The organism is Mizugakiibacter sediminis, assembly GCF_000953855.2.
Lineage (GTDB): Bacteria > Pseudomonadota > Gammaproteobacteria > Xanthomonadales > Rhodanobacteraceae > Mizugakiibacter > Mizugakiibacter sediminis.
In genome coordinates this window covers 1-21,350 of sequence record NZ_DF970247.1, presented here as the reverse complement: position 1 = coordinate 21,350, position 21,350 = coordinate 1, and the positions used below count along the sequence as shown (strand labels likewise).

At 73.2% G+C, this 21,350-nt stretch carries 17 protein-coding genes; 12 read left to right on the top strand and 5 right to left on the bottom strand.

The window, feature by feature from the left end:
- Together MBSD_RS13110 and MBSD_RS13105 are read right to left on the bottom strand one after the other, a co-directional pair.
- The gene (locus tag MBSD_RS13110) at window positions 1-2,151 is read right to left on the bottom strand and encodes a xanthine dehydrogenase family protein molybdopterin-binding subunit (RefSeq protein WP_062537752.1); all 2,151 of its coding nucleotides are present in this window, start codon (window positions 2,149-2,151) and stop codon (window positions 1-3) included.
- Window positions 2,148-2,612, bottom strand: a complete 465-nt coding sequence (locus tag MBSD_RS13105) for a (2Fe-2S)-binding protein (RefSeq protein WP_062537751.1) — start codon at window positions 2,610-2,612, stop codon at window positions 2,148-2,150. The genes MBSD_RS13110 and MBSD_RS13105 overlap by 4 nt, the downstream gene beginning before the upstream one ends.
- Before the next feature lie 317 nt (window positions 2,613-2,929).
- On the opposite strand from MBSD_RS13105, the gene MBSD_RS13100 reads away from it, so the two are divergent.
- From MBSD_RS13100 to MBSD_RS13080, 5 genes are all read left to right on the top strand, one after another.
- A complete protein-coding gene (locus tag MBSD_RS13100; protein WP_062537750.1) occupies window positions 2,930-4,165 on the top strand; it encodes a TCR/Tet family MFS transporter in 1,236 nt (411 codons plus the stop codon).
- A gap of 274 nt (window positions 4,166-4,439) precedes the next feature.
- Window positions 4,440-4,946, top strand: coding sequence for a DUF1993 domain-containing protein (locus MBSD_RS13095; protein ID WP_062537749.1), 507 nt, complete (start codon window positions 4,440-4,442; stop codon window positions 4,944-4,946).
- Between the two features lie 113 nt (window positions 4,947-5,059).
- On the top strand, window positions 5,060-5,638 hold the full coding sequence (locus tag MBSD_RS13090; protein ID WP_062537748.1) for an NnrU family protein: 579 nt from the start codon (window positions 5,060-5,062) through the stop codon (window positions 5,636-5,638).
- A 77-nt stretch (window positions 5,639-5,715) separates the two neighbouring features.
- Window positions 5,716-6,528, top strand: a complete 813-nt coding sequence (locus MBSD_RS13085; protein ID WP_062537747.1) for a DUF3014 domain-containing protein — start codon at window positions 5,716-5,718, stop codon at window positions 6,526-6,528.
- Between the two features lie 211 nt (window positions 6,529-6,739).
- Window positions 6,740-6,940, top strand: a complete 201-nt coding sequence (locus tag MBSD_RS13080) for a hypothetical protein (RefSeq protein ID WP_062537746.1) — start codon at window positions 6,740-6,742, stop codon at window positions 6,938-6,940.
- 46 nt (window positions 6,941-6,986) lie between these two features.
- On the opposite strand, the gene MBSD_RS13075 is transcribed toward MBSD_RS13080, so the two are convergent.
- Window positions 6,987-8,216 carry a nucleoside recognition domain-containing protein gene (locus tag MBSD_RS13075; RefSeq protein WP_062537745.1) on the bottom strand — a complete coding sequence of 410 codons (1,230 nt, stop codon included), beginning with the start codon at window positions 8,214-8,216 and terminating at the stop codon, window positions 6,987-6,989.
- Between the two features lie 192 nt (window positions 8,217-8,408).
- On the opposite strand from MBSD_RS13075, the gene MBSD_RS13070 reads away from it, so the two are divergent.
- Entirely contained in the window at window positions 8,409-8,948 is a 540-nt protein-coding gene (locus tag MBSD_RS13070) for a lipocalin family protein (protein WP_062537744.1), read from the top strand.
- 88 nt (window positions 8,949-9,036) lie between these two features.
- Window positions 9,037-10,899, top strand: coding sequence for a M48 family metallopeptidase (locus MBSD_RS13065; protein WP_201797500.1), 1,863 nt, complete (start codon window positions 9,037-9,039; stop codon window positions 10,897-10,899).
- A 7-nt stretch (window positions 10,900-10,906) separates the two neighbouring features.
- Here MBSD_RS13065 and MBSD_RS13060 read toward each other — a convergent pair whose 3' ends face one another.
- Complete coding sequence (locus MBSD_RS13060; RefSeq protein WP_062537743.1) at window positions 10,907-11,674, bottom strand: NRDE family protein; 768 nt, start codon at window positions 11,672-11,674, stop codon at window positions 10,907-10,909.
- A gap of 306 nt (window positions 11,675-11,980) precedes the next feature.
- Here MBSD_RS13060 and MBSD_RS13055 point away from each other — a divergent pair, with 306 nt between their 5' ends.
- On the top strand, window positions 11,981-12,649 hold the full coding sequence (locus MBSD_RS13055) for a hypothetical protein (protein ID WP_062537742.1): 669 nt from the start codon (window positions 11,981-11,983) through the stop codon (window positions 12,647-12,649).
- A gap of 4 nt (window positions 12,650-12,653) precedes the next feature.
- Here the strand turns inward: MBSD_RS13055 and MBSD_RS13050 are convergent, their stop codons facing one another.
- A complete protein-coding gene (locus MBSD_RS13050; protein ID WP_062537741.1) occupies window positions 12,654-16,172 on the bottom strand; it encodes an indolepyruvate ferredoxin oxidoreductase family protein in 3,519 nt (1,172 codons plus the stop codon).
- Window positions 16,173-16,311: 139 nt separating this feature from the next.
- On the opposite strand from MBSD_RS13050, the gene MBSD_RS13045 reads away from it, so the two are divergent.
- From MBSD_RS13045 to MBSD_RS13030, 4 genes are all read left to right on the top strand, one after another.
- On the top strand, window positions 16,312-17,514 hold the full coding sequence (locus MBSD_RS13045) for an EAL domain-containing response regulator (RefSeq protein ID WP_062537740.1): 1,203 nt from the start codon (window positions 16,312-16,314) through the stop codon (window positions 17,512-17,514).
- Entirely contained in the window at window positions 17,490-18,218 is a 729-nt protein-coding gene (locus tag MBSD_RS13040; RefSeq protein ID WP_062537739.1) for a hypothetical protein, read from the top strand. Before MBSD_RS13045 ends, MBSD_RS13040 begins: the two co-directional genes overlap by 25 nt.
- 113 nt (window positions 18,219-18,331) lie before the next feature.
- Complete coding sequence (locus tag MBSD_RS13035) at window positions 18,332-19,465, top strand: murein hydrolase activator EnvC family protein (protein WP_062537738.1); 1,134 nt, start codon at window positions 18,332-18,334, stop codon at window positions 19,463-19,465.
- A 333-nt stretch (window positions 19,466-19,798) separates the two neighbouring features.
- On the top strand, window positions 19,799-21,115 hold the full coding sequence (locus tag MBSD_RS13030; RefSeq protein WP_062537737.1) for a S41 family peptidase: 1,317 nt from the start codon (window positions 19,799-19,801) through the stop codon (window positions 21,113-21,115).
- Window positions 21,116-21,350 lie beyond the last annotated feature (235 nt).

The window sequence follows — 21,350 nt, the reverse complement described above, 5'->3', positions numbered from 1 at the left end:
TCAGGCGAACGCCACCCCGCCGTCGGCCAGCGGCAGCGCGCGGATGCGCGTGCCGGTCAGCGCGAACACCGCGTTGGCGATCGCCGGCGCCACCAGCGGCACGCCGACCTCGCCGATGCCGCCCGGCTTGTCGCCGCCCTCGATGACGTGCACGTCGATCGGCGGCACCTCGGCGATGCGCGGAATGGCGAAGTCGTGGAAGTTGGACTGCTCGACGCGCCCGCCCTTGATCGTGATCTTGCCGCGCAGCGCGCCGATCAGCCCGGTCACCGCGCCGCCCTGCATCTGCGCGATCACCTGGTCCGGATGCACGGCGATGCCCGGATCGACGGCGAAGGTCAGCCGCTCCAGCTTGACGCGGCCGGCGCCGCCCGCGACCTGCGCGACCAGCGCGACGTGGGTGTCGTAGCACTCCATCGAGGCGCAGCCGAAGGCGCGTCCGCGCGCCGGCTTCGTCTTCCAGCCGGCCTCCTTCGCCGCGCGTTCCAGCACCGCGCGCTGGCGCGGCTGCCGGTCCAGCATGGCCAGGCGGAACGCGACCGGATCGCGCCCGGCGGCGTGCGCCAGCTCGTCGACGAAGCTTTCGATGGCGAACGCGTTCAGCGCGTTGCTGACCGAGCGCCAGTAGCCGACGCGCACGCCGACCTCCTGGATCACCGTGCGCAGGTCGAGGTGCGGGATGTCGTAGACGAGGTTGGCCGCGCCCTCGACCATGAAGGCGTCGATGCCGTCCTTCACCGCGTCCGGGAACATGCGCGCGGTGATCGACGGCGAGATCATCTTCTGGCTGAAGGCGCGCACGCGGCCGTCGGCGATGATGCCGCGCATCAGGTGCAGCGAGGGCGGTCGGTAGAAGTCGTGGCGCACGTCGTCCTCGCGCGTCCAGATCAGCTTGACCGACTTGCCCGCCACCTCCCTGGCGATCGCCACCGCCTGGCCGACGAAGTCCACCTCGAGGCGCCGGCCGAAGCCGCCGCCGATCAACTGCGCGTGGATGCGCACCTGCTCCGGCTTCACGCCCGCCGCCTTCGCGGCGATGTCGCGCGCGCCCTGCGGGAACTGCGTGCTGACCCAGACGTCGACGCCGTCGCCGCCGACGCGCGCCGTGCAGTTCTGCGGCTCCAGCGTGGCGTGCGCCAGCATCTGCGCGGTGTAGCGCGCCTCGATCGGCTTCGCCTTGGCGAATTCGGCGGCGGCGTTGCCGGCCTGCTTCGCCACCGCGCCCGGCTGCTCGGCCGCGGCTTCCAGCGCGGCCTGGATCGCCGCGCTGTCGAGCGTCGCCGCCGGGCCTTCGTCCCATTCCACCTCGAGGCCGGCCAGCGCCTGCCGCGCCTGCCACCAGTGGTCGGCCAGCACCGCCACGCCGTCGTCGATCGCCACCACCTTGCGCACGCCCGGGCGCTTTTCGGCAGCGGCAGCATCGAAGCGCGCCAGCCTGCCGCCGAGCACCGGGCACGGCAGCAGCGCGGCGTACAACATGTCGGGCGCGGCGACGTCGATGCCGTACAGCACGCGGCCGCGCGACTTGGCGGCGCCGTCCAGGCGCGGCAGCGGCCTGCCGATCACGCCGAACTGCGCGCGCGGCTTCAGCGGCACTTCCGCCGGCACCGGCAGCTTGGCCGCCGCCGCGGCGACCGCGGCGAACGGCAGTTGCTTGTTGCCGTGGCGGATCACGCCGTCGGCGACCGTGCACTCGGCGGCCGGCACCTGCCACTGCGCGGCGGCGGCGGCGACCAGCATGACGCGCGCGGTGGCGCCGGCCTGGCGCAGCTTGTCCCAGGCGTCGCGCACGCTGGTGCTGCCGCCGGTGATCTGCGCGCCCAGCAGGCCGTTGACGTAGGCCGGATCGACCTCGGCCTGCAGCACCTCGATCTGCCGCGGCGCCGCGCCCAGCTCCTCGGCCAGCAGCATGGCCAGCGAGGTCAACACGTCCTGGCCCATCTCGTTGCGCGGGCAGACGAAACGGATGCCGCCGTCGCCGCGCACGGCCAGCCACGCGTTCGGCGCGAGGTCGCCGTTGGCCTGCGCCAGCGCCTGCGCCGGCGGACGCTCCGCGCCCCGCGCCAGGCGGAAACCCAGCAGCAGGCCGCCGCCGGCCAGCGCGGAAACCTTGAGGAAACGCCGGCGGGAGAGATCGATCTGCGCGTTCATGTGCCGCCCTCCAGTCTCCGCGCGGCCGCGTGGATCGCGGCGCGGATGCGCGGGTAGGTGCCGCAGCGGCACAGGTTGCCCTGCATCGCCGCGTCGATCTCGGCGTCGCTCGGCCGCGGGTTGCGCGCGAGCAGCGCCGTCGCGCTCATCACCTGGCCCGGCTGGCAGTAGCCGCACTGCGGCACCTGGATCGCATCCCAGGCGGAGAGCACCGCCGCCGCCACCTTGCCGTCGACGCCTTCGATGGTGGTGACGGCGCGGCCGGCCGCGGCCGACAGCGGCGTCACGCAGGAGCGCACCGGTTCGCCGTCGAGATGCACCGTGCAGGCGCCGCACAGCGCGGCGCCGCAGCCGAACTTGGTGCCGACCATGCCGAGGTGGTCGCGCAGCACCCACAGCAGCGGGGTGTCGGGCGCGGCATCGGTGTCGACGGATCGGCCGTTGAGCTTGAGCGTGGTCATGGGACCTCCCTGCGACGACGGCGAGGACGAGGCGGCCCGCCGCGCGCGGCGGGGCCGCGGACGGAAAGGCACGCTACGAGGGGTGCGGCGACAGCCGCGGGGCGGGACTGCGGCGGCGGCGGGCGCGCGGACGCATGCGGCCAGCATACGCCGGCGGCGCGGCGGCCGCCACGCGGCGGCGGCGGCCGCGCCGCTGCGGCCGTGGCGCCGCTGGCCGGATCGCCCGGCGAACGGCCGCGCAGCGGCCGCGCCGAATCCGTACAATCGCGCCTTCGCGGCCCCAGCCGGCGCCCGATCCCCTGCCCCCGAGACCCGCCATGTCCTTAAGCGCTCCCGTGCGCCGCGCCGCGGTGATCTTCGTGTTCGTGACCGTGCTGATCGACATCCTGTCGTTCGGCATCATCATTCCCGTGCTGCCGCATCTGGTCGAGCGGCTGGCCGGCGGCGGCGTCGCGCGCGCGGCGATGTGGGTGGGCGTGTTCAGCACGCTGTTCGCGCTGATCCAGTTCGTGTGCTCGCCGATCCAGGGCGCGCTGTCCGACCGCTACGGACGGCGACCGGTGATCCTGCTGTCCAACCTCGGCATCGGCATCGACTTCCTGTTCATGGCGCTGGTCGGCACGCTGCCGCTGCTGCTGATCGGCCGCTGCATCTCCGGCATGACCGCGGCCAGCTTCACCACCGCCAACGCCTACATCGCCGACGTCACGCCGCCGGAGAAGCGTGCCGCCAGCTACGGCCTGCTCGGTTCGGCGTTCGGCATCGGCTTCATCGTCGGCCCGGCGCTGGGCGGCTTCCTCGGCGACTGGCACCTGCGCGCGCCGTTCTGGGCGGCGGCGCTGCTGGCGCTGACCAACTTCTGCTACGGCTGGTTCATCCTGCCCGAGGCGCTGCCGCCGGAGCGGCGCAGCGCGCGCTTCGACTGGGCGCACGCCAATCCGCTCGGCTCGCTGTTCCTGCTGCGTCGCTATCCGCAGGTGTTCGGCCTGGCGACGCTGGTGTTCCTCTCCAACCTCGCCCACTACGTGCTGCAGAGCGTGTTCGTGCTGTACGCCGACTACCGCTACGGCTGGGGCGCGCAGGCGGTCGGCTACACGCTGGCGCTGGTCGGCCTGTGCAACGCCTTCACGCAGGCCTGGCTGGTCGGCCGGCTGGTGCCGCGCCTCGGCGAGCGGCGCACGCTGCTGATCGGCCTGGTCTGCGGCGCAGCAGGTTTCGCGGTGATGGGGCTCGCCACCAGCGGCCCGGTGTTCCTCGTCGGCATTCCGCTGCTGGCGCTGTGGGGCCTGGCCGGCCCGTCGACGCAGGCGCTGATGACGCGCCAGGTCGACCCGCACGAGCAGGGCCGCCTGCAGGGCGCGATCACCAGCCTGGCCAGCCTCGCCGGCATCTTCGGTCCGGCGCTGTTCACCCAGGTGTTCGCCGCCTTCATCGGCGCGTACGCCGATCTGCACCTGCCGGGCGCGGCGTTCCTGCTGTCCGCGCTGCTGCTGACCGCGGGCGCGCTGCTGGCGCGGCGGGTCGCGCGCCAGCCGGTGCCGCAGCCGGCGTAGGCGTGAGAGGCTGTGAAAAAAAACAGCCTCTCAGGCGAGCCATGGACGGCTCGCGCGCGAAGCGAGCGCGTAAGCGCTTGCTTCGCGGGAGTGAGTCCGGACCTGTGCCGGACTCACGACTGAAAAAACCCACTGGACGCGAGTTTTTTCACAAGCTCTGACCGCCGCGACGGATCGCGCCGGCCGCCGCGTCTGCCGCCGGCGTCGGGCGCTACACTGGCGCGTCGCGCGGCCGTGCGGCCGCGCCCTTTCCCCGTATCGACAGGAGTCCGACATGACGCTCTCGATGTACCAGGCTTCGGTGCCGGTGTTCGTGCGCGCGCTTGCCAACCTCGCCCACGTGCTGAAGAAGGGCGAGGCGCACGCGCAGGCGAAAGGCTTCGCGCCTGAGGTGCTGCTGCAGACGCGCCTGTATCCCGACATGTTTCCGCTGACCCGCCAGGTGCAGATCGCCACCGACATGGTCAAGAACGGCGCCGCGCGCCTGGCCGCCATCGAAGCGCCCAGGTTCGAGGACAACGAGACCAGCTTCGCCGAGCTGTACGCGCGCCTGGACCGCGCGATCGCCTTCCTGAACTCGCTGAAGCCGGAGCAGATCGACGGCAGCGAGGCGCGCACCGTCACCGTGCCGCGGCGCAGCGGTCCGCTGACGCTGCAGGGCCAGCCCTACCTGCTCGACTACGTGTTCCCCAACTTCTTCTTCCACTGCACCACCGCCTACGCGATCCTGCGCCACTGCGGCGTGGAGCTGGGCAAGGCCGACTTCATCGGCGCGTTCTGAACGCCGCCGCGGCCGGCCCCGCGCCCGGGCCGGCCGCGGCGCGACTTGCGCGCCGGGTGCCGCCTGTCGGACCCTTGCGCGCGAGGCCCGTACCGCTCCCGGAGAACTGCAGCATGGCGATGTTGATCCTCGGCCTGGCGATCTTCCTCGGCGCGCACTCGCTGCGCATGTACGCGGAAGGCTGGCGCACGCGCATGCTGGCGCGCCTCGGCGCGCGCGGCTGGAAGGCGCTGTATTCCGTGGTGTCGATCGTCGGCTTCGTGCTGATCGTGTGGGGCTTCGGCGAGGCCCGCCAGCAGCCGGTGCCGCTGTACGCCCCGCCGGCCTGGGCGCGGCACGTCAACGCGCTGTTCACGCTGGCCGCGTTGGTGCTGTTCTTCGCCGCGCGCGGGCCGGCCAACCATTTCAGGGCGAAACTCGGCCACCCGATGCTGGCGGGCACGGCGCTGTGGGCGCTCGGCCACCTGCTGACGAACGGTTCCCTGCACGACGTGCTGCTGTTCGGCGCGTTCCTGCTGTGGGCGGCCGGCGACTACGCGATGTGGCGGCGCCGCGACCGGATCGCCGGCACCACCTATCCGGCGGGCACGCTCGCCGGCGACCTCGGCGCGCTGGTGATCGGCGCGGCGGCGTGGGCGGCGTTCGCGTTCTGGCTGCACGCGCGCTGGATCGGCGTCAGTCCATTCGGCTGAGGGTCGGCGCCGGCGCGGAACGATTCGCCGGCCGGCGCGTCCAATCCCCCGTTCGATCCGGCGCACGGAGATTGACGATGGCCCAACGAAGCTCTGGCGGATGGTGGATCGCGGGCGCGGGCGCGATCGCGCTCGCGGCGGCGATCGCGGGTTGGCTGTACCACGCGCAGCAGAAGGCGCGGACCGCCGCACCGGCGACCGCGGCGGCACCGGCCCCGACCACCACCGCGCCGCCGCCCGTCCAGCATCCGATCGAGCGCGTCGCCGCCGCGCCCGCCTCGACCGCGCCGCTGCCCGCGCTGGCCGACAGCGACGACGCGGTGCTGCGGTCGCTGTCCGCGCTGCCCGGCGCCGACGGCCTGCAGGCGCTGCTGCTGCCGCAGGCGATCATCCCGCGCATCGTCGCCACGATCGACGCGCTGCCGCGGCCGCAGATCGGCAACAACATCCTGCCGCTGCGCACCCCGCCCGGCGCGTTCCAGACCGCCGAGGCGAACGGCCGGCGCGTGATCGCCGAGCGCAATGCCGCGCGCTATGCAGCCTACGTGCGCCTGCTGGAAGCGGTCGACACGCAGGCGGCGGTCGCCTGGTACGTGCACTATTACCCGTTGTTCCAGCAGGCCTACCGCGACCTCGGCTATCCCAAGGGCTATTTCAACGACCGCCTGATCGCGGTGATCGACCACCTGCTGGCCGCGCCCGACGTCCAGCCGCCGGTCGCGCTGGCGCAGCCGAACGTGTACTACACCTACGCCGATCCGGCGCTGGAGGCGCGCTCGTTCGGGCAGAAGGCGATGATCCGCATCGGCGCGGACAACGAGGCCCGGGTCAAGGCCAAGCTGCGCGAGATCCGCGCGGCGCTGGCCGGGCAGACGCTGCCGGCGCACTGAGAGGCTGTGAAAAACAGCCTCTCAGGCGAGCCATGGACGGCTCGCGCGCAGCGGGCGCGCAAGCGCTCGCTGCGCGGGAGTGAGTCCGGACATGCGCCGGATTCACGACTGAAAAAACTCGCGGGACGTGAGTTTTTTCACAGGCGCTGAGCGCGCCGCACGGCGCTACGATGGCGCATCCGCCGCACGCCGGCGCCCCGCGAGACCGCCGATGCTGACCTTCCTGCTGTGGCTGCTGCTGCTGGTGGCGTGCTGGCCGCTGGCCCTGCTGGCGCTGCTGCTGTATCCGCTGGTCTGGCTGCTGCTGTTGCCGTTCCGCCTGCTCGGCATCGCCGTCGAGGGTGTGTTCGCCTTCCTGCGCGCCCTGCTGCTGTTGCCCGCGCGCGTGCTGCGCGGGCCGGGCCGGCAGTGAAGCCGCCCCCTCGTCCCCTGCCTGCAGGCGGGCGACGCGGCCGCCGTCAGCCGAAGAAGCGGTAGCACACCGCGATCGACGCCAGCACGCCGGCGAGATCGGCCAGCAGCGCGCAGCCGACGGCGTGGCGCGCGCGGCGGATGCCGACCGCGCCGAAATAGACCGCCAGCACGTAGAACGTCGTCTCGGTGCTGCCCTGCACGGTGGCGGCGAGCAGCGCGGGGAAGCTGTCGACGCCGTTGTGCTGCATGGTCTCGATCAGCATCGCGCGCGCCGCGCTGCCGGAGAACGGCTTCACCAGCGCGGTCGGCAGCGCGTCGACGAAGCGTGCGTCCAGCCCGGCGGCGTGCACCACGTAGCGGATGCCGTCCAGCGCGTAGTCGAGCGCGCCGGAGGCGCGCAGCACGCCGACCGCGCACAGCATCGCCACCAGGTAGGGCAGCAGGTCCTTCGCCACGTCGAAGCCCTGCCTGGCGCCATCGACGAAGCAGGCGTACACCGGCACGCGCCGCCGCGCGCCGGCCAGCAGGAACGCGATCACGATCGCGAACAGCACGAGGTTGCCCAGCAGCGACGACAGCGCCGCCAGCGCCGTCGCCGACAGCGCCGCCAGCAGCGCCATCGCGCCGCCCAGCAGCAACGCCGCGCCGCCCAGCCAGGCCAGCACCACCGGATCCCACAGCTTCAGGCGTTGCACCAGCGCCACGCCGAGCAGGCCGGCCAGGGTCGAGGCGCTGGTGGCCAGCAGGATCGGCAGGAACACCAGCGTCGGGTCGGGCGCGCCCTGCTGCGCGCGGTACATGAAGATGCCGACCGGCAGCAGGGTCAGCGAGGAGGCGTTCAGCACCAGGAAGAGGATCTGCGCGTTGCTGGCGGTGTCGGCGCTGGGATTGAGCGTCTGCAGCTCGCGCATCGCGCGCAGGCCGATCGGCGTGGCGGCGTTGTCCAGGCCGAGCACGTTGGCGGCGAAGTTGAGCGTGATCAGGCCGATCGCCGGATGGCCGGCCGGCACCTCCGGCATCAGCCGCCGGAACAGCGGCCCCAGCAGCCGCGCCAGCGCGTCGACCACGCCGGCGCGTTCGGCGATGCCCAGCAGCCCCAGCCACAGCGTCAGCGTGCCGAACAGCAGCACCATCACTTCGACCGACAGCTTGGCCATGGCGAACAGGCTTTCGACCATCGCCGCGAACACCGTCGCGTCGCCGCCGACCAGCCAGTGCGCCAGCGCGGCGACCGCGGCGGTCAGGAAGAAGCCCAGCCAGAGCCTGTCGAGCATGCGCGTCCCGTCGTCGCCGCGGCCGGCGCGGCCGCGCGCCGATGTCGGGGATGGTCCGGTCCATTCTACGCAGGCGGCGCCGGCCTCACGAAATCGAATGACGGCGCGATGCCCGGAAGGCCCGGCGGCGGCTTCATCGCGGGTTCACCGCCGCGGGACGCCAATAGGCGCCGTCGCTCCGAGGAGACCGCGATGCGTATCGCCGCTGCCGTGTTCTGCGTCGCCGCCGCCGCCGGCACCGCGCGCGCCGCCGAGCCGGTGCGCGCGATCCCCGACATCGACATCGCGCGCTACCTCGGCAGCTGGCACGAGATCGCGCGCCTGCCGCTCTACTTCGAGCGCGACTGCGCGCGCGACATCACCGCCACCTACACCGCCAACCCGGACGGCACGCTCGGCGTGCGCAACACCTGCGTGAAGGCCGACGGCAGCGTGAAATCGGCCGACGGCGTGGCGCGCCGCCCCGATCCCTCGGGCGCGCCGGCCGAACTGGAGGTGCGCTTCGCGCCGTCCTGGCTCGGCTTCCTGCCGTTCGTGTGGGGCGACTACTGGGTGATCGCGCTCGATCCCGGCTACCGCTGGGCGATGGTCGGCGAGCCTTCGCGCGAGCACCTGTGGATCCTCGCGCGCGAACCCGGCCTCGACCGCGCCACCTTCGAGGACCTCAAGGCGCGCGCCGCGGCGATGGGCTACGACCTCGCGCCGCTGATCGTCTCCGGCACGGTGCGCTGACCGCGGCCGCGCGGCGGCCGCCGCATTTCCGCCGGCGTCCGCGCTCCGTACACTGCGCGCCGGTCTCGTGCAATGCGTGGGGGGGCGCATGGCCATCACCCGGGAAGCTTTCGAGGCGCTGGTCGCGCGCCTGGAGCCGCAGGCGCGGCAGCGGCCGCGCGCCTACCGCCTGCGGGTGGCGTTGCTGGCGCTGCTCGGCTACGGCTATCTCGCCGGCGTGCTGCTGGCGCTGGCGGCGCTGGTGCTGGCCTCGCTGGCCTCGACGCTGTGGCTGAAGGCGCTGGCGATCAAGCTGATCCTGCCGCTGGGCGCGTTCCTGTGGCTGGTGCTGCGCGCGCTGTGGGTGCGGATCGAGGCGCCGAAGGGCATCGCGCTCGACCGCCGCGAATCGCCCGAGCTGTTCGTCGTCATCGACCGCCTGCGCCGCGCGCTGCGCGCGCCGTGCTTCCACCGCGTACTGCTGACCGACGACTTCAACGCCGCGGTGGTGCAGGTGCCGCGGCTCGGCCTGTTCGGCTGGCACCGCAACTACCTGCTGCTCGGCCTGCCGCTGCTGAAGTGCACCACGCCGGCGCAGCTGCAGGCGATCCTCGCCCACGAATTCGGCCACCTCGCCGGCGGCCACGCGCGCTTCGGCAACCAGATCTACCGGCTGCGCATGGCCTGGGCGCGCCTGCAGGCCGCGCTGGAACGGCCCGGCCAGCGCGGCTCCTTCCTGTTCCGCCCGTTCTTCCGCTGGTACGCGCCGTATTTCGCCGCCTACTCCTTCCCGCTGGCGCGCGCCAACGAGTACGAAGCCGACGCGGTGTCCGCGCGGCTGACCTCGCCGCGCACCGTCGCCGAGGCGCTGACCGGCACCAGCGTGATCGGCCGCTACCTCGGCGAGCGCTACTGGCCGGACGTGCACCGCCAGGCCGACGAGCAGCCGCAGCCCGCCTTCGCGCCGTTCGCCCGGCTGGGCGCCGGCCTGCGCGGCGCCATCGACGAAACCGCCGCGCGCGCCTGGCTGGACGGCGCGCTGGCCGCGCGCACCACCGCCGACGACACGCACCCCTGCCTCGCCGACCGCCTGCGGGCGGTCGGCGAAGCGCCGCGCTTCAACCCGCCCGGCGAAGGCGAGGGCGCCGACCGTCTGCTCGGCGCGGCGCGCGAGCGCCTGGTCGCCGAACTCGACGCGCGCTGGGCGGAGCGCATCCGCCACGACTGGCAGGAGCACTACCGCCGGGTGCAGGAGGGGCGCGCGCGGCTGGCGGCGCTGGAAGCCGCGGCGCAGACGGGCGAGCTGTCGCTCGACGAAGCGTTCGAACGCGCGCGCCTCGACGAAGCCTATGGCGCCGGCGCCGACGCCGCGCTGGCGCAGTTCCGCGCCCTGCACGCGCGCGCGCCGGACTCGGCGCCGACGTGCTACGCGCTCGGCACGCGCCTGCTGGCACGCGACGACGCCGCGGGCGTGGCGCTGGTCGAGCGCGCGATGCAGCTGGACGAGGAGGCGATCGCGCCGGGCGCCGAGGCGCTGCGCGATTTCCACTGGCGTCGCGGCGACCGCGCCGCCGCCGACCATTGGCACGCGCGCCTGTGCGAACGCCGGGCGCTGCTGGAAGCGGCGCGCGCCGAGCGCGCGCAGATCCGCGGCAACGACAAGTTCCTGCGCCACGATCTGGCGCCGCCGGCGGTCGCCGACCTGCGCGCGGCGCTCGCCGCCGCCGGCGCGCGCCGCGCCTACCTGGTGCGCAAGCGCGTGAAGCACCTGCCCGAACGGCCGCTGTACGCGCTCGGCTTCCGCGTCACGCCGTGGTGGCGGCGGCGCCGCGCCGCCGAGGCCGCAGCGGTGCAGCAGCGCATCGTCGAGACGGTGGCGCTGCCGGCGACCACGCTGGTGTTCTGCGTCGAAGGCAAAAACGCCCGTTTCGACAGCAAGTTCCGCTGGATCCGCGGCGCGCGCGTGCTCTGAGGCGGCCTCACGCCTGCGTCACGAAGCGCAGCACGGTCTCGCCGTCGGCGCGGCCGCCGGCGCCGAAACGCCGCTCGATCAGCACGCCGCCGCCGTCGTGCGCCAACGCGATCACCGTGCTGGCGCGCGTGCCGTAGCGCTCGCCGCGGATGAACGGCGCGGACAGGCGGCGCTCCAATTCGAGGTCGATGCCGGTGTGCGGCAGCGCGTCGTCGGGCGCCGGCGCGTCGTCGGCCAGCGCGGCGAACAGCGGCGCGAAGTCGTCCTCGCCGCGCGCCAGCCAGTCGCGCAGCGCCGCGGTCAGGCGCTCGCTCTTCGGCCAGCGCGCCTCCAGCGGGCCGTTGGACAGGCCGTGCACGCCGGGCGCGAGCGGCGCGATGCGCGTCGCCGGATGGTTGCCGACGTAGCGCGCGCTGTCGCGGTCGAACAGCAGCAGGTTGAACGGCCGGTAATCGGCGGCGCGCGCGGCCAGCGCCTCCGACCAGGCGCCTGCCGACGCGCCGGCGCGCAGGAACTCGGCGGCCAGCAGGCCGCGCGAGCGGCCGCCGCGGTCGGCGCGCGGGTCGCGGAAGTTGGTCACCACGCAGGCGCGGCCGCGCTCGCTGACGCCGATCCAGGTGCCGCCGGCCTCGAGGTCACGCCCGCCCAGCACCTCGGGCGCGTCGTCCCAGCGCGCGGCGGGCGCCGCGGGGCGCGCGTGGTATTCGTCGCGGTTGCCCGCGAGCAGCAGGCGCCAGCGCGGGTGCGCCTGCCAGGCGGCGGCGATCAGGCACATGCGGGGCGGCGGCGGGACGGCATGCCGCCATTGTCGGCGGCGCGCGGGCCGGCAGTCGACATGGCGCGCAGCGTCACCTGCCGCCGGACGCGCCGCGCGATCGCAACAAAGGTTGTCGCCCCGCGCGGCCGGCCTCGCCCGCGAGGGGCGCGAAATGGGACGCCCGTCACATCGACTATGAACAAGCTTGTCGCGGCGGCCGTTTCGGCGGCGGTGGCACGCGTGCGCGCCGGCGCTGGCACAGCGCTTGCTGCTCCCGGGGTGAGCGCACCGCAAGGGCGATGCGCCGAGCAAGGAGCCCACGCCATGACCCGCGTCCCTCACGATCTCGCCGAACCGCAGGCGTCCATCGCCGCCAGCCGTCGGCCCGACGCCCTGCCGGTGTGGCGGCAGTTGCGCATCGCCCTCACCATCGCCTGCGCCGATACCCGCGAACACGCGCGCATCGTCGACGGCGCGACGGTGGAACGCCTGTGCACGCTGGCCGAGGAATACCCCGAGATCGCCGCCATGCTGGCGGAGGCCGGCATCTCCGACGCCTTCGAGCAGCTGCTGCTGCGGGCGTTCGCGCACATGAACGTGCTGAAGCAACTGGTCGCCTGCGATTCCTGCCCGCCGGCAGCGTGGAAGCGCAGCACCGGCGAGCTGCGCGCGCTGCTGGCGCAAGCCGCCGGCCTGGCCTGGGTGCCGGAGCGCGACGCCTTCCTCGAGCAGGCCGAGGAGGCACTGCGCTACCTCGACGCCGAAGTGACCTACCACCGCGACGCGCTGTGCGCCGGCGGCGCGCTGCTGCGCCTCGACCGCGCGCTGCTGCGCCTCGCCCTGCTGCAGGGCGACGCGGACGTGCGCGCCGCGCGCCAGCGCGCCTGCCGGCGCCTGCACCTGCTGGCCGACATGCTGGTGCCGGCGCCCGGCGACAATCCGGCCACGCCGCACGCGCGGGCCGCGGCCGGCCCGCAATTGCACGCGGCCTGAGCGCTCAGGCCGCGCGCGCCGACTCGCCGCGCGGCCGGCGCCACTGCGCCATCAGCTCGTCCCAGCGCTTGCGCGCCCGCGCGTAGCGGTCTTCCTTGACGTGGCCGTAGCCGCGGATCGCGTCGGGGATCGAGGCGATGGTCACCGCCAGCGCGTGATTGCCGGCATCGAGTGTCGCGATCAGCTCCTCGACGCAGCCGAAGTAGTCCTCGATCAGCCGCCGCTCCAGGCGCCGCTCGGCGGTGCGGCCGAACACGTCCAGCGGCGTGCCGCGCAGGAAGCGCAGGCCGGCCAGCAGCCTGAACGCGACGAACACCCACGACCCGTACTCGGCCTTGCGCAGATGGCCGTCGGCGTCCTTCTTCGCCAGCAGCGGCGGCGCCAGGTGGAAGCGCAGCTTGAAGTCGCCGGCGAAGGTCTCGCGGATCTGCCGCGCGAACTCGCCGGAGGTGTACAGGCGCGCCACCTCGTACTCGTCCTTGTACGCCATCAGCTTGAAGGCGTGGCGCGCGACCGCCTCGGCGAGCCCGCTGCACCCGGGCGCGCGCTGCTGTTCGGCGGCGCGCACGCGGTCGACCAGCGCGCGGTAGCGCGCGGCGTAGCGGGCGTTCTGGTAGCCGGCGAGGAACTGCATGCGGCGTTCGATCACGTCCTCCAGCGAACGGCTGAGACGGCGGTCGTCCAGCGGCAGCGCGGCGACGTTTGCGGCCGCGGCCGACGCCGCGCCGACGCCGGCCGCCCGCTCGACGCGCGCGCGGTCGATCGCCGCCAGCCGGCCCCAGCCGAACGCGCGCTTGTTCATCTCCACCGCGGCGCCGTTCAGCTCGATCGCGCGCAGCAGCGCCGCGCGGCCGACCGGCACCAGACCCTTCTGCCAGGCGTAACCGAGCACGAACAGGTTGGTGGCGATGGAGTCGCCGAGCAGCGCGGTGGCGAGGTCGGTGGCGTCGAGCAGGTCCGGTTCGGCGCCGCCCAGCGCCTGCCGCACCGCGGCGACGATCTGCTGCGCGGGGAACTTGAGGTCGGGCTGGCGCGTAAACGTGCCCGGCATCGCCTCGTAGCTGTTCAGCACCGCGTGCGTGCGGCCGGCGCGGATCTTCGACAGCGACCAGTAGTCGTTGACCACCACCATGTCGCAGCCCAGCACCAGGTCGGCCTCGCCGGCGGCGATGCGCACGGCGTGGATGTCGGCGGGCGTGCGCGCGATGCGCACGTGGGTGGTCACCGCGCCGCCCTTCTGCGCCAGGCCGGTCTGGTCGAGCACCGTCGCGCCCTTGCCCTCGAGATGCGCGGCCATGCCGATCAGCGCGCCGATCGTCACCACGCCGGTGCCGCCGATGCCGGTGATCAGGATGTTCCACGGCTGCGCCAGGTCGCCGCGCGGTGCCGGTTCGGGCAACGCCTCGAAATCGACCGCCTCGGCGCTGCCGCCGCGCTTCCGCAGGCCGCCGCCGTGCACGGTGACGAAGCTCGGGCAGAAGCCGTTGACGCAGGAGAAGTCCTTGTTGCAATTCGACTGGTCGATGGCGCGCTTGCGGCCGTACTCGGTCTCCAGCGGCAGCACGCTGACGCAGTTCGACTTCACGCCGCAGTCGCCGCAGCCCTCGCAGACCAGCGAGTTGATGAACACGCGCTTCGGCGGATCCGGCATCTTGCCGCGCTTGCGGCGGCGGCGCTTCTCGGCGGCGCAGGTCTGGTCGTAGATCAGCACGCTGACGCCGGGCACCTCGCGCAGGCGCTTCTGCACCGCCTCCAGCTCGTCGCGGTGGACGAACTCGACGCCGGCCGGGAAGATCTCCGGCTTCGACCATTTGCCGATGTCGTCGCTCATCACGACGATGGTCTGCACGCCCTCGGCGCGCACCTGGCGGGCGATGTCGGGCACGCTGAGCGTGCCGTCCACCGGCTGGCCGCCGGTCATCGCCACGGCGTCGTTGTAGAGGATCTTGTAGGTGATGTTCACGCCGGCGGCGACCGCCTGGCGGATCGCCAGCGAGCCGGAATGGAAGTAGGTGCCGTCGCCGAGGTTCTGGAACACGTGTTTCGTTTCGGTGAACGGCGCCTGCCCGCACCAGGTGACGCCCTCGCCGCCCATCTGCGTGAAGGTGTCGGTGCGGCGGTCCATCCAGGTGACCATGTAGTGGCAGCCGATGCCGCCCAGCGCGCGCGAGCCTTCGGGCACCACCGTCGAGGTGTTGTGCGGGCAGCCCGAGCAGTAGTGCGCGGCGCGCGGAAAGTTGGCGCGCGGCAGCGCCAGCTCCTGCTCCTTCGCGGCGATCCACCGCAGGCGCTGCTGGATCGCCTCGCTGGCGAAGAAGCGCCCGAGGCGTTGCGCGATCACGCGGGCGATGCGCGCCGGCGTCAGCTCGCTGGTCGAGGGCAGGATCCAGTTGCCGGCCTCGTCGTACTTGCCGACGATGCTCGGGCGCGGCCCGGGCAGGTGGTAGAGGTACTCCTTCATCTGCGACTCGATGAAGGCGCGCTTCTCCTCCACCACCAGGATGTCCTCCAGGCCATGCGCGAACGCGCGCAGGCCGTGCGGCTCCAGCGGCCAGGTCATGCCGATCTTGTAGACGCGGATGCCGATGTCGGCGGCCATGCGCGCATCGATGCCGAGGAACTCCAGCGCCTGCAGCACGTCGAGGTAGCTCTTGCCGGTGGTGACGATGCCGAGGCGCGCGCGCGGCGAGTCGATCGTCACGCGGTCGATGCGGTTGGCGCGGGCGAACGCCTGCGCGGCGTCCACCGCGTACTGGTGCAGGCGCAGCTCCTGGTCGAGCGGCGGATCCGGCCAACGGATGTTCAGGCCGCCCTGCGGCAGCTCGAAGTCGGCGGGAACGACGATCTCGCGCGCGTGCGGGTCGACCTCCACCGAGGCCGAGGATTCCACCGTCTCGGCGATGGTCTTGAAGCCGACCCAGCGCCCGGTCCAGCGGCTCATCGCCCAGCCGAGCAGGCCCATGTCGAGGATGTCCTGCACGCCGGCCGGATTGAGCACCGGCATCATCGCCGAGACGAATTCCTGCTCGGAACCGTGCGGCAGCGTGGAGGAGCGGCAGGCGTGGTCGTCGGCGGCCAGCACCAGCACGCCGCCGTGCGGCGAGGTGCCGGCGGCGTTGCCGTGCTTGAACACGTCGCCGCAGCGGTCGACGCCCGGGCCCTTGCCGTACCACATGGCGAACACGCCGTCGTACTTCGCGCCGGGGAACAGGTTGGCCTGCTGGCTGCCCCAGACCATGGTCGCGGCGAGGTCCTCGTTCAGGCCGGGCTTGAACTCGACGCGGGCGGCGGCGAGGTGCTTGCGCGCGCGCCACAGCTCGAGGTCGAAGCCGCCCAGCGGCGAGCCGCGGTAGCCGGAGACGAAGCCGGCGGTGTTCAGTCCGGCGGCGTGGTCGCGGGCGGCCTGCATCAGCGGCAGGCGCACCAGCGCCTGCACGCCGGACAGGTAGATGCGCCCGGCGGTGCGCGTGTACTTGTCGTCCAGCGTGTAGCCGAGGTCGAGGGCGGGAGCGGTCGCGGACATGGCGGCGGGCCGTTTTCAGGGGGCAAAGATCGTCGATTTTAGCATCCGGGCCGGGGCGGACTCCCGTCGGCCCGTGCCTACCCTACCCCTCCGCGGGCGCAGCGGCGTAAGGTAGCCGCCTGGGACAGGGGGATCCGCGATGAACGCGCGGTACGACCAGCTTTCCGTGATGGTCGTGGAAGACCATGCCTTCCAGCGCGGGATCGCGCTGCGGCTGCTGGGCACGATCGGCGTCGAACGCACGCTGGAGGCCGGCGACGGCCACGAGGCGCTGCGCGTGATGGCGGCCGCCGAGCCGCCGCCCGACGTGCTGCTGATCGACCTCGACCTGCCGCAGATGGACGGCATCGAGCTGATCGGCCACGTCGCCAGCCGCCAGCTGGCCAAGGCGGTGGTGGTGCTGTCCGCGCTCGATCCCGCCCTGCTGAACACCGTGCAGACCGTGGCCCGCGCCAGCGGCCTGCGCGTGCTGGGCGCGCTGGAAAAACCGCTGACCGCGGCCAAGCTGGCCGACGTGCTGGCGCTGTACCACCAGGACGACGAGCAGGCGCGCGACGAGGGCCTGCTGGACGTCTCCGAATCGGCGCTCGCCGAGGCGCTGGCGCTGGACGAGTTCGAACCGTGGTTCCAGCCGCAGGTGGCGATCGACAGCGGCTTCGTCAGCGGCGTCGAGGCGCTGGTGCGCTGGCAGCACCGCGGCCAGGTGATCGCGCCGTCGCGCTTCGTGCCGCTGATCGAGCGCAGCGGCCTGATCGACAGCTTCACCGAACGCGTGCTGGCGCGCGCCTGCGCCTGGCGCACGCGCTGGCTGCAGCAGGGCGTGGAGCTCAAGCTGTCGGTGAACATCTCCATGCTGAACCTGGTGCGCGCCGATGCCGCCGACCGTTATCAGGCGATCGTGCAGGAGGCCGGCGTGAAGCCGCGCGAGGTGGTGCTGGAGCTGACCGAGAGCGCGGTGATCGACGAGGCCGCGCACGCGCTGAACGTGCTGGCGCGGCTGCGCCTGAAGGGCTTCGGCCTCAGCATCGACGACTTCGGCACCGGCTACTCCTCGCTGGCGCAGCTCTCGCACCTGCCGGTGACCGAGCTGAAGATCGACCAGGGCTTCGTCGCCGGCGCGCCGCGCCAGCCGCGCAAGCGCGCGGTGGTCGAAGCCAGCCTCGACCTCGCGCGCAAACTCGGCCTGTCCAGCATCGCCGAGGGCGTGGAAACCATCGAGGAGTGGCAGATGCTGGCCGAGCTTGGCTGCGATCACGCGCAGGGCGCGCTGATCGGCATGGCCGTGCCCGGTCATCTGCTGGCGGAGCGCGTGCAGGCGTGGCGGCGTCCGCAACCGAAGTGAGCGCGGCGCGGCGCGCGCCCGGCATCCGCGTGCAGCTGCTGTGGCTGTTCGGCCTGCTGCTCGCCACCGGCGCCATCGTGATCGTGCTGGACGAGTACCGCCAGCGCGCCGAGATCGCCGCGCTGACGCACCTGCACGATGACGCCCTGGCCGGCCTGCGCGCGACCAAGGCGGTGTCCGACGCCTACGGCCTCGACGTGGTCGACACCGCGTTCCGCGTGCGCAACTACCTGCTCGGCTGGGAGCAGGGCGTGGCCGTGCTGGACCGCGCGCAGGCGTCGATCGCCGCCGCCTGGACGCAGCTCGAGCGCAGCAGCATGCCGCCGGAACAGCGCGCCCTGCTCGAGGAGATCGCCCGCGCGCGCGGCGACGCCGACCGCGCCAGCGCGCGCCTGCGCGCGATCCTGCAGGCGCAGGACATCCATGCGCTGGGCCGCTTCGCCGACACCGAGCTGTATCCGGCGATCGATCCGGTGACCACCCGCCTCAACTTCCTCGCCGACCTGAAGATGCAGGAGGCCGGGCAGTTGCTGGCGGCGCAGACGGCAGCGGCGCGGCTGGTCGGCGCGCACGCATTGGCCGGCGCGGCCGAGGCGATCGAGCATGCCGCGCGCGGCGAGGGCGTGACCGCGGCGCGCCGGCTGACCGAGGACGCGCACGCGGCGCTGGATGCGCTGCGCGCCTGGAGCGCGTCCGCCGCCTGAGGCGCGGCGCGCTCGCCGGCGATCGCGCGGGCAGGCCATAATCGCGGCGCATGCCGTCGCCGTCCGGTCGTCGCACCTCCCCGCTCCGTCGTCTCGCGCTCGCCGCCGCGGGCATGCTCGCGCTCGCCGCCGCGCAGGCCGCCGCGCAGGACGACGCTCAGCGCCAGGCCCAGGAAGCCGCGGCGAAGCAGAAGCTGACGGAGGTGCGCGCGCAGATCGAGGCGCTGGCCAAGGCGCAGCGCGAGGCCGGCGCCGCGCGCGACAGCCTGGAGGCCGAGCTGGCGCGCCAGGCGGCGCAACTGGCCGACGCCGCCAGGGCGCTGCGCGACGCCGAGGCGGCGGTCGCGGCCAAACAGCAGGCGCTCGACCGCCTGCAGGACGAGCGCGCGGCGATCGAGCGGCGCCTGGCCGACCAGCGCGCCGCGCTGGCCGACCTGCTGCGCGCCGCCTACACCCTGGGCCGCGGCCAGGACCTGCGTCTGCTGCTGGGCGGCGAGGATCTGCCGCGGATCGCCCGCGCGCTGGCCTACTCGCGCTACTTCCAGCGCGACCGCGTCGCGCGCATCCAGGCGCTGGCCGCGGACCTTTCGCGCCTGGACGCGGTCCAAGCCTCCATCGTGACCGAACGCGCCGCCCTCGAAACCGTCCGCGACCAGCGCGCCCGCCAGGCCGAGGCGCTGGAGCAGGCGCGCGCGCGGCAGCAGAAGCTGCTGGCCGAGGCCGAGGCGCGGCTGAAGGCGCAGGGCGCGCAGCTCGCCGCGCTGCAGCGCGACGCGCAGAACCTCGACCAGCTGCTGCAGCGCCTGCGCGACGTGTTCGCCGACATCCCGAAGGCGCTGCCCGCCGACCAGCCGTTCGCGCAGTTGCGCGGCCGGCTGCCGTGGCCGCTGGCCGGCAGGCTGGCGCTGGCCTTCGGCGCGCGCGACCGCAGCGGCGCCGCCAGCCACGGCCTGGTGATCGCCGCCAAGCCCGGCACGCCGGTGCGCGCCGTCGCGCACGGCCGCATCGCCTACGCCGACTGGCTGCGCGGCTACGGCATGCTGATCATCGTCGACCACGGCGACGGCTGGATGAGCCTGTACGGCGACAACGAGTCGCTGCTGCGCGAGGTCGGCGACTGGGTCAACGCCGGCGATGCCATCGCCACCAGCGGCAGCGGCGCCGACGGCGCGCGCGGCCTGTATTTCGAACTGCGCCAGGGCGGCAAGCCGGTCGATCCGCGGCCCTGGCTGGCGACGCGGCATTGAGGATGCCCTGGTCCATTCCGTGCAGGCGTCACCGGCGCTGTCTGCCTGCAGATCACAGGTGCGCCGGCGAAGGCAGACTGGCCGTCTGTCGAGCCGGCGCGCCGAAGAGATGCGGGCAGACAGCGTCGGCCCCAACCTTTGAAGTCGAATGACGGGGTGATGTCCAGAAGGCCCGCAGCCTGCGCCGCGCGGCTTGCCCAGGCAGCCAGCCTGGGCGGCGCCGTGCGACACACCCTGCGAACCTTCCGGACATCATGCCGTCTGCACGGAATGGACCAGGGCATCCTTGCACGGCGCATAATGCCCCCACGCACCACCCCGAGACTCGTTCCCATGCGTATCTCACCGCTGCTGTTCGCCCTGCTGCTGCTCGTCCCCGCCGCGCACGCCGCCGCGCCCGCCGCCGACGCCAAGCCGGCCGCGGCCGCCAGCGCGCCCGCGCCGGACGAACCCGACCTCGACGACATCCGCAACTTCACCCGCATCTACGAGCTGGTGAAGCAGGCCTACGTCGACAAGGTGGACGACAAGACGCTGATGCAGTCGGCCATCCGCGGCATGCTGGCCGGCCTCGACCCGCACAGCGCTTACCTCGACACCGCCGGGCTGAAGGAACTGACCGAGGACACCACCGGCGCCTACGGCGGCCTCGGCATCGAGGTGCTGCAGGTGAACGGCGAGCTGCGCGTGGTCGCGCCGATCGACGACACCCCGGCGCAGCGCGCCGGCATCCGCGCCGGCGACGTCATCACCCGCATCGACGGCAAGCCGGTCGATCCCGACGCGCTGGACGAGGCGGTCAAACAGTTGCGCGGCGAGCCCGGCACCAAGATCACGTTGACCATCCTGCACGAGAACGCGGTCAAGCCGGAGGATCTGACGATCACCCGCGAGCGCATCCAGGTGGCCAGCGTGAAGACGCGCATGCTGGAGCCGGGCTACGCCTACATCCGCATCAGCCAGTTCCAGGACGACACCGCCGACGACCTGCGCCGCAAGCTGACGGCGCTGGTGCAGAAGAACGGCCCGCTGCGCGGCGCCGTGCTCGACCTGCGCTCCAACCCGGGCGGCCTGCTCACCGCCGCGGTCGGCGTCAGCGACGCCTTCCTCGACCACGGCGTGATCGTCACCACCAAGGGCCGCCTGAAGCAGGCCGATTTGAGCTTCAGCGCCACGCCCGGCGACCTCTTGAACGGCGCGCCGCTGGTGGTGCTGGTCGACAACGGCACCGCCTCGGCGGCGGAGATCGTCGCCGGCGCGCTGAAGGACGACCACCGCGCGCTGATCATGGGCCGGCGCACCTTCGGCAAGGGCTCCGTGCAGACCGTGCTGCCGCTGGACGACGACCACGCGGTCAAGCTGACCACGGCGCGCTACTACACGCCGTCCGGCACCTCGATCCAGGCCGCCGGCATCGCCCCCGACATCGCCCTCGCCGACCTCGCCGTCAGCCACCGCGACGAGGCGCCGCAACTGATCGGCTCCGAACGCGACCTGCCCAACCACCTCAAGGGCGACCACGAGAACGACGGCCACCGCGACGGCGACGGCGCCGCGCTGGCGCTCGAGGACTACGCGCTGTCGGAAGCGCTGCACGTGCTGAAGGGCATGGCGCTGGGCAAGCCGGCAGCGGCACCCGACGCGCACTGAGCACGCGCGTCACGCCCTTCTTCCTGTACGAGCGGCCGCGAACCGCGGCCCTCGTCCCATGGCAGCGGCGGAAGCCGCTGCGCGGATTCCGCCCTGCGTTTTCGCTCGCGACTGAGAGGCTCGCCGTGCTGCAACGCGGCTTGCTGATCCGCTCCGCTACGCGTATATCACGCAGACGCCACGGACACGGATGAGTCTGTAATTTGAACTGTGTAACTGCCCTTTGAGACGATGC